Here is a 7357-nt window from a genome sequence, read left to right on the forward strand (position 1 = left end):
GGTGGTCGCGCTGGCGGGGTGGTTCGTTCCGCTGCTGGGCCTGTCGCTGGTGGCGTTCCTGGCTGTTGACATCGTGCTCGGCGCGCTCGCCCGCCGCCGCGCGGGCCGGGCGGGACGAGCCGGGGAGGGGGAGGGGGAACGGGCCGGCGCGGTACGCGGCTGAGCGGTCGGCGCCGCTGCCGGACGCCGTGCGGAACGGCCGACCACCGAGGCCGGTCGGCGGCGGCGCGACGGTGGGGGCGCGACGGTGGGGGGCGGCGGGCCGGACGGGTACGGCGGACCGGCGGCGGCCGGGCCGTTCCGCCGTGTGACCCTGGAGCGCGGCCATCCCGCCGCGCACCCGACGGGACTTCACGGAGCGACATGCCTCTCGACCCCTTCCTCGCCGGCAAACTGCACCTCATCGACGGTCTCGCCCGGGCGGAGCAGCCCGATCCGGCGGTGGAGCGGCGCTTCGAGGAGTTCTTCCGCGACCCGGCCCCCTGGTCCCCGCCCGCGCTGTCCGTCGAGGACCGCTGCGTGCCGGGGCCGCACGGTCAGGTCCCGGTACGGGTGTACCGGCCGCACGGAGGGACCCCGGAGCGGGCGCTGCTGTGGCTGCACGGCGGCGGGTTCGCCGCCGGTGACCTGGACATGCCCGAGGCGCATCTGGTCGCCGCCGAACTCGCCGCGCGGGCCGGGGCGCTGGTGGTCTCCGTGGGTTACCGGCTGGCCGGGGGCGGGGTGCGGTTCCCCGTGCCGGTGGACGACGCGGTGGCCGCCTGGCGGTGGCTGACCGGCGGTGCCGACCGGCCCGGCCACCGGGGCCCGGCCGCCCTCGGCGGCGCCAGCGCGGGCGCGGCCCTCGCGCTCTCCACCGCCCTGCGCGTCCGCGACGAGGCGGGCGAGGCGACCCCGGGGGGCCTGGCCGCCCCCGGTGCCACCGGCACCGGCGGAGCCCTCGCACCCGTACCGCCCGCCGCGCTGCTGCTCGCGTACCCCTTCGCGCACTTCCCGGTTCCCGCCCTGGACGACGCGACGGCCGCGCAGATGCGGGACCTGCCCGCCGTGCTGCGCTTCACCACCGCCGCCATCGAGGACATGGTGCGCACCTACACCGGCGGGCTGACCGCCCTGCCGCCCGCCGCGCTGCCGGGCGCCGCGGACCTCTCCGGGCTGCCGCCCGCCGCTGTCCTGCTGAGCGAACTGGACGATCTGCGCCCCTCCGGTGAGCTGCTGGCCCGCCAGCTCACCGAGAGCGGCGTCCCGGTCCGCACGTATCAGGCGGCGGGCATGCCGCACGGGCATCTGAACCGCACCCCGTCGCTGGCGGAGGTGGACCGTTCGCTGGACTTCTTCGCCGCCGCCCTCACCGAGCTTTCTTGAACGTACGATCCAGATACGTTAGGGTCGGCCGCATGGCACGGACCCGGGAATTCGACACCGAGGCGGCGGTGAGCCGCGCGATGGAACTGTTCTGGACGCGCGGCTACGAGGCCACCTCGGTACGCGACCTGACCCGGCACCTGGGCATCGGACAGGGCTCCCTGTACGCCGCGTTCGGCGACAAGGACGGCCTCTACCGCGCCGCGCTCGACCACTACCGCGCCACCCTCGCCGCCGCCGCGCTGCGCGACCTGGAGGCGGGCGACGGCGCCCGCGCCGCGATCCGCACCCTGCTGCTGGAGCGGGCGCGGATCGCCACCGGGGACGGCGGGCGCGGCTGCCTGGCGGTCAACGCCGCCTGCGAGCGCCTGCCGCACGACCCGGCGACCGCCCGCACGGTGCGGGACATGCAGGACGCCGGCCGCGACGCGCTCACCGACCTGCTGCGCACGGCGGCCGAGCGCGGCGAGATCGCCCCCCGGCACGACCCGTACACCCTGGCCGGCTTCCTGGTCACCTTCCTCAACGGCCTGCTCGTCGCCGCCAAGGTCACCCCGGACGTGCGCGCCCTCGAACCCCTCGTGGAGGTCGCCCTGGGCGCCCTCGACTGATCTTTCGCTGCCCGCAATCTGTAACGCACGATCCAGATCATGAGAAGACCGGAGAACCCATGCCCCTCGCCCCCGTCCCCGCCCCCGCCCCCCTCGGCGGCTCCCGCTGGCACACCTTCCCCGACCACGGCACCCTGACCGCCCGGCAGTTCGCCACCGCCGCCGAACCCCTCCTCCAGGGCGTCATCGACGCGGGCGCCCTGCGCCCCGACGACCTCCCCGTCCTCGACGAGCAGATCCACGCCACCCTCGCCCTCGGCACCCGGGAAACCTCCCTGCCGCTCACCCCGGGACCCGACAGCCCCCGCGCCACCCGTGAACTCGCCGCCCAGGCCCAGGCCATCGGCCGCGAGATCGCCGCCTGGTCCACCGCCGCCCTGCGCCGCCTGCTCACCGACCCGGTCCCGCTGCCCGCGGGACCGCTCGTCGTCCGCAGCCACTGCTACGGCCATCTGCTCACCCCGGCCGCCGCCGACCTGCTGCTGCGCCGCCGCGGCGGACCCGTCACCATGCAGCTCTACAACGAGTGGCTGCACCAGACGGTCCTGCTCCGCGACGCCCTGCTGCCCTTCACCAACTGGCAGGACGTACCGGTCAGGATCGGCCCCACCGGCCTGCGGCACACCGAGGACGGCCGCGACCGCTTCCTCACCGAACTCCTCGTCCGGCAGATCCGGCACTCCGGCATCGTCGCCCACGCCCGCCGCACCCTCACCGGTACCGGAGGGCCGGCCGGTTACGGCTTCGACCACGACGGCGGCACCGTCCTGCCCGCCGTCCTCGACACCGCGCCCGCCACCGCGCCCCGCTATCTGCTCACCTGGCGGCCCGACCCCGCCGTCCGGCACACCGCGACCTACCTCCCCGACCCGGCCGACTACGACGCCGCGCCCCGCACCCCCCTCGACCGGCTGCCGCTGCCCGCCCCCGCGCCCCGTACCCTCACCGGCCGCATCACGGCGGGACCGGTGCACGACGGCGCGCGCACCGCCCGCATCGAGGTGACCCACGACGGCACCACCGCGCACGCCGACCTCGGCCAGGCCCTGCGCGGCCACCGCTTCGCCCACCGCCGCCCCCACGGCCCCGCCGCGACGGCCCCCCGTCCCGCCGACGCCTGGGACGTCCTGCGCGCACCCCACCTCGTCCAGCCCGGGGACACCGGCGGCACCGTGGACACCGCGGGCCTCGACGGCCTCGCCGTCCTCGCCCTCCTGGGGCGCACCTTTCCGCGCGCCGTCGTCCTGCGCCCGGACGGCCTCACACTGGGAGCGGCCGCCCGCGCGCGGTGATCCGGCCGGTCGCGGTGATCCGCGCGATGGCCTCCTCGGTCAGCGCCCGCCCGTGCGGCTCCCGGGCCAGCGCCCGGTGCAGCGTCAGCCCCTCGATCAGCGCGTCCAGCTGCCGGGCGGTGTCCGGGTCGAAGTGCTTCTCCAGGTGCACCCGGCTGCGCCGCATCCACTCATGGGTCAGCACCCGGTACTCGGGGCGGCGGGTGGCCAGCGTGTACAGCTCCTGGGTGAGGACGAGATCGCGCGGCGGGCCGTCCGACATCGCGTGCACCAGATCGGCCACCGCCGCCCGCGCCTGGGCGCGGTCGGCCGGCCGGGACAGATGCGCGTCGAACATCGCCACCATCCGATCCGTGAACCGCCCGAACGCCTCCCGCAGCAACTGGTCCATGCCGTCGAAGTGGTACGTCATCGACCCCAGCGGCACCCCGGCCCGCGCCGCGATCCGCCGGTGCGAGACCCGGGCGATGCCCTCCTCGGCGATCAGATCGAGCGTCGCCTCGATGATGCGGTCACGCCGCTGCGGATCGGTGTGCCCGGTGGCCATGGCGGCGGCTCACAACTCCCGCACGACCCGGGCCGGATTCCCGACCGCCACGACATTGGCCGGTACGTCCCGGGTCACCACCGCGCCCGCCCCGATCACCGAGTTGTCGCCGATGCTCACCCCGGGCAGCACGATCGCGCCGCCGCCCAGCCACACGTTGTCCCCGATGGTGATCGGCCGGGCCGCCTCCAGCTTCTCGCGCCGCGGCTCGGGCTCCAGCGGATGCGTCGGGGTGAGCAGCTGGACGTTCGGCCCGATCTGGCAGTCCGCGCCGATACTGACCGCCGCCACGTCCAGCGCCGTGAGGTTGAAGTTGACGAAGGTCCGCGCCCCCAGCGTGATGTTGCTGCCGTAGTCGACGAACAGCGGCGGCACGACGTGCGCCTCCTCGCCGAGCGAACCGATCAGCTCCGCGAGGATCGGCCGGGCGCTGTCCGCGTCCTCGACGTAGGCGCTCTGATACCGGTGGGCGAGCCGCACGGCCCGCTGATGGCGGCGGCCGATCTCCGGGTCGTCGGCGATGTAGAGATCGCCCGCCAGCATCCGCTCCAGATTGCTGCGGGGATCCCCCGCGAATCGATCGTTCGACACGGGGACGAGGGTACACGCGGTCCCGGACGGCACCGGACGCTGCGTTACTGTCGGTGGGCAAACCCGATAAACCCGACAAACTATCAGGAGAGCGGCACATGCGCGTCTTTGTCACCGGTGGCTCCGGCTGGATCGGCTCGGCCCTCGTCCCCGAACTGCTCCGCGCCGGCCACGACGTGGTCGGCCTCGCCCGCTCCGACGCCTCCGCCACCGCCCTGACCTCGGCCGGCGCCGAGGTGGTGCGCGGCACCCTCGACGACCTCGACACGCTGCGCGAGACGGCCGCCGCCTCCGACGGCGTCGTCCACCTCGCCTTCAAACACGACATCGCCTTCACCGGCAACTTCGAGGCCGCCGCGGCCGCCGACCGGCTGGCCGCCGAGGCCATCGGCAGCGCGCTGGAGGGCACCGGACGGCCGTTCGTCCTCACCGCGGGCACGCCGGTCGAAGCGGGCCGCCCCGCCACCGAACGCGACGGCCACGATGTCGAGGCGGACGCCGCCGACCTCGACGAGGGCCCCCAGGCCCGGGCCGCCACCGCCGAGTGGGTCCTCTCCCTCGCCTCGCGCGGCGTCCGCTCCTGCGTCATGCGGCTGCCCAGGACCAACCACGGCGAGGGCGACACCGGCTTCGTCGCGGGCCTCGTCGGCATCGCCCGCGACAAGGGCATGGCCGGCTACGTCGGCGACGGCGCCTTCCGCTGGCCCGCCATCCACCGTCTCGACACGGCGCACCTCTTCCGGCTCGCCGTGGAGCAGGCCCCGGCCGGTGCCACCCTGCACGCCGTCGCCGAGGAAGGCGTCCCCCTGCGTGAGGTGGCCGAGGTCATCGGCCGTCACCTCGATGTCCCCGTCGTCTCCGTGGACCCCGCCGACGCCGCCGGGCACTTCGGCTGGCTCGGCGGCGTCGTCTCCGTCGACCAGCCCGCCTCCAGCGCCCTGACCCGCGAACTCATGGAGTGGCGGCCCACCCGCCCCGGGCTCCTCGCCGACCTGGACGAAGGCCACTACTTCCGCGCCGGATGACGGTGCCCCGCCCGCCGGCCCCCGTTCACGGCCGCCCCGCCGCCAGGCCGCCCAGCACCTCCTCCGTGTACGCGGCCAGCCGGGCGGCGGCGCCCGGATCGAGCGTCTTCAGGGACCGGGGGAGCGGCTTGCCCCGGTCGATCGCGGACAGCGCCGGTGCCGGCGGCCGGTCGATCCACTCCACGACCGGCCGCACGGCGTCGGCCACCGGCCGGGCGAAGAACCGGGCCAGCACCCCCAGGGCCCCGCGCACCACCGGGTTCGGGTGCCCGTCGATCCCGCCGCGCGTGAACCCCGGGTGATACAGGACGTACCGCACCCGGCTCCCCGTCAGCTCCGCGAACGCCACCCCTAGCAGGTCGTTCGCCCGCCCCGCCTGCAACTGGGCCCGCACCTGCCCGTAACGCCGCGTCAGCTGCGGATCGTCCCAGTGGATCCGCCCGGAGGTGTTCCCCACCCCCGCCACATTGATGATCACCGGCGCCGGAGCCTCCTCCAGCAGCGGACGCAGCCGGTGCCCGAGCAGGTAGCGGCTGAGGTAGTACAGCGCGAACGTCGCCTCCAGGCCGTCCGCCGTCTCCCGGCGCCTCGGAAGGACCCGGTTCGCGAACAGCGCCAGCGCGTCCAGCGACCCGTACTCCTCGCCCACCCGGGCGGCCACCCGCTCGGTCTCCGCGACCGACGACAGATCGGCCCGCAGGAACCGCAGCCGCTCGTCGTGCCCCGCCTCCGCCAGCAGGGCTTGCCCCTTGGCCTCGCTGCTGCCCACCACCGTGACCCGGTCCCCCCGCGCCAGCCGCTCCAGCGCCGTCGCCCGGCCCATACCATCGGTGCCTCCGCTGATGAGCACGGTCTTCGGTGATCGGCTGGGCATGGATTCCTCCGGGTGTCCGGTATCGGCTCGACCATCGTCGACCGGCGCCCCGCAGACCGAAAGAAGGCAGTTCGATGTCCGGTACGCACACCGGTGTTCCCTCGGTCCTCGCCCACCCCCTGCCGCAGCCCGTCCCGGCCGGCGAACTCGCCGCCTGCCCGGCGAGCGACACCTTCCGGCGGGTCGGCGACAAATGGAGCATGCTGCTGGTGATCCTGCTCGGCGCCCGCCCCTACCGCTTCAACGCGCTGCACCGTTCGATCGAGGGCATCAGCCAGCGCATGCTCACCCGCACCCTGCGCACCCTGGAGACCGACGGCCTCGTCCACCGCGAGGTGTTCCCGACCGTGCCGCCGAGCGTCGAGTACAGCCTGACCCCGCTGGGCCGCACCCTGCTGGAGCCGCCGTCGGCCCTGGCGGACTGGGCCGTGCGCCACGACGAGGAGATCCGCGCCGCCCGCGCCCACGCCGCCCACGCCGCCGCGGCGGCGGGGGCTGCCTGAAGGGGGCCGGGGTTGTCCCGCCCCGGGGCCCGCGCGCTGCCGTCTCCGCCGACGGCCCCGGGTCACTCCACCAGCTGACCCCGGTAGCCGACCGGCCCCTCACCCGGGAACTGGGCCGTGCCCTCGAACCGGGTTCCGCCGTCGAAGAACGTCACCGAGCCGTTCCCCTGATCGCCGCTCCACGTCACGGTGGTACCGGTGGACGGCGCCCCGTTCTCCGGCACCACGCTCTCGCGGTTGGCGATGCTGATGGTCAGCGGCTCGTCGGACTGCCAGCCGCCACCACCGGTGTGCAGTTCCGTCTCGTAGGTGGCCATCTCTCTCACTCCTCCGGTACGTGCTCCGTGTGCGCCAAGACCCTTGCCAGGACGCGGCGTCGCAACCGCCGCACGCCCCGGCCGGGAGGAAAACCACCCGCGCGGGCGGCCCGTGAGGCGCAGACTGGACGCATGGCAGACACGGCAGACACGGCGGACGCAGGAGACACAGCAGGCACAGCGGACGCGGCGGACGCGGCGGACGCGGTACGGGCCACGGGCGGCCCGGACG

At 75.2% G+C, this 7357-nt stretch carries 9 protein-coding genes; 5 read left to right on the top strand and 4 right to left on the bottom strand.

Annotated features, from left to right (window positions below; all coding sequences use genetic code 11):
• Nucleotides 1-363 precede the first annotated feature (363 nt).
• Genes ACFV5N_RS22115 through ACFV5N_RS22125 form a run of 3 tightly spaced genes read left to right on the top strand, consistent with a single transcriptional unit; the run spans nt 364 to nt 3268 of the window.
• Nucleotides 364-1365 carry an alpha/beta hydrolase fold domain-containing protein gene (locus tag ACFV5N_RS22115; RefSeq protein WP_385602546.1) on the top strand — a complete coding sequence of 334 codons (1002 nt, stop codon included), beginning with the start codon at nt 364-366 and terminating at the stop codon, nt 1363-1365.
• 32 nt (nt 1366-1397) lie between these two features.
• Nucleotides 1398-1976 carry a TetR/AcrR family transcriptional regulator gene (locus tag ACFV5N_RS22120; protein ID WP_385602549.1) on the top strand — a complete coding sequence of 193 codons (579 nt, stop codon included), beginning with the start codon at nt 1398-1400 and terminating at the stop codon, nt 1974-1976.
• A gap of 59 nt (nt 1977-2035) precedes the next feature.
• Complete coding sequence (locus ACFV5N_RS22125) at nt 2036-3268, top strand: hypothetical protein (protein WP_385602552.1); 1233 nt, start codon at nt 2036-2038, stop codon at nt 3266-3268.
• On the opposite strand, the gene ACFV5N_RS22130 is transcribed toward ACFV5N_RS22125, so the two are convergent.
• A complete protein-coding gene (locus tag ACFV5N_RS22130) occupies nt 3237-3815 on the bottom strand; it encodes a TetR/AcrR family transcriptional regulator (protein ID WP_385602555.1) in 579 nt (192 codons plus the stop codon). The two genes, ACFV5N_RS22125 and ACFV5N_RS22130, sit on opposite strands and share 32 nt — an antisense overlap.
• Before the next feature lie 9 nt (nt 3816-3824).
• Nucleotides 3825-4406 carry a sugar O-acetyltransferase gene (locus ACFV5N_RS22135; RefSeq protein ID WP_385602558.1) on the bottom strand — a complete coding sequence of 194 codons (582 nt, stop codon included), beginning with the start codon at nt 4404-4406 and terminating at the stop codon, nt 3825-3827.
• 98 nt (nt 4407-4504) lie between these two features.
• Here ACFV5N_RS22135 and ACFV5N_RS22140 point away from each other — a divergent pair, with 98 nt between their 5' ends.
• A complete protein-coding gene (locus ACFV5N_RS22140) occupies nt 4505-5431 on the top strand; it encodes an SDR family oxidoreductase (protein ID WP_385602561.1) in 927 nt (308 codons plus the stop codon).
• 25 nt (nt 5432-5456) lie between these two features.
• Here the strand turns inward: ACFV5N_RS22140 and ACFV5N_RS22145 are convergent, their stop codons facing one another.
• Complete coding sequence (locus ACFV5N_RS22145; RefSeq protein ID WP_385602564.1) at nt 5457-6305, bottom strand: SDR family NAD(P)-dependent oxidoreductase; 849 nt, start codon at nt 6303-6305, stop codon at nt 5457-5459.
• A 74-nt stretch (nt 6306-6379) separates the two neighbouring features.
• Between ACFV5N_RS22145 and ACFV5N_RS22150 the strand changes: the two genes are divergently transcribed.
• On the top strand, nt 6380-6808 hold the full coding sequence (locus ACFV5N_RS22150; RefSeq protein WP_385602567.1) for a winged helix-turn-helix transcriptional regulator: 429 nt from the start codon (nt 6380-6382) through the stop codon (nt 6806-6808).
• Between the two features lie 62 nt (nt 6809-6870).
• On the opposite strand, the gene ACFV5N_RS22155 is transcribed toward ACFV5N_RS22150, so the two are convergent.
• On the bottom strand, nt 6871-7125 hold the full coding sequence (locus tag ACFV5N_RS22155; RefSeq protein WP_385602569.1) for a hypothetical protein: 255 nt from the start codon (nt 7123-7125) through the stop codon (nt 6871-6873).
• Nucleotides 7126-7357 lie beyond the last annotated feature (232 nt).

Origin of the sequence: Streptomyces sp. NPDC059853, from assembly GCF_042731495.1 — a bacterium.
Taxonomy (GTDB): Bacteria; Actinomycetota; Actinomycetes; order Streptomycetales; family Streptomycetaceae; genus Streptomyces.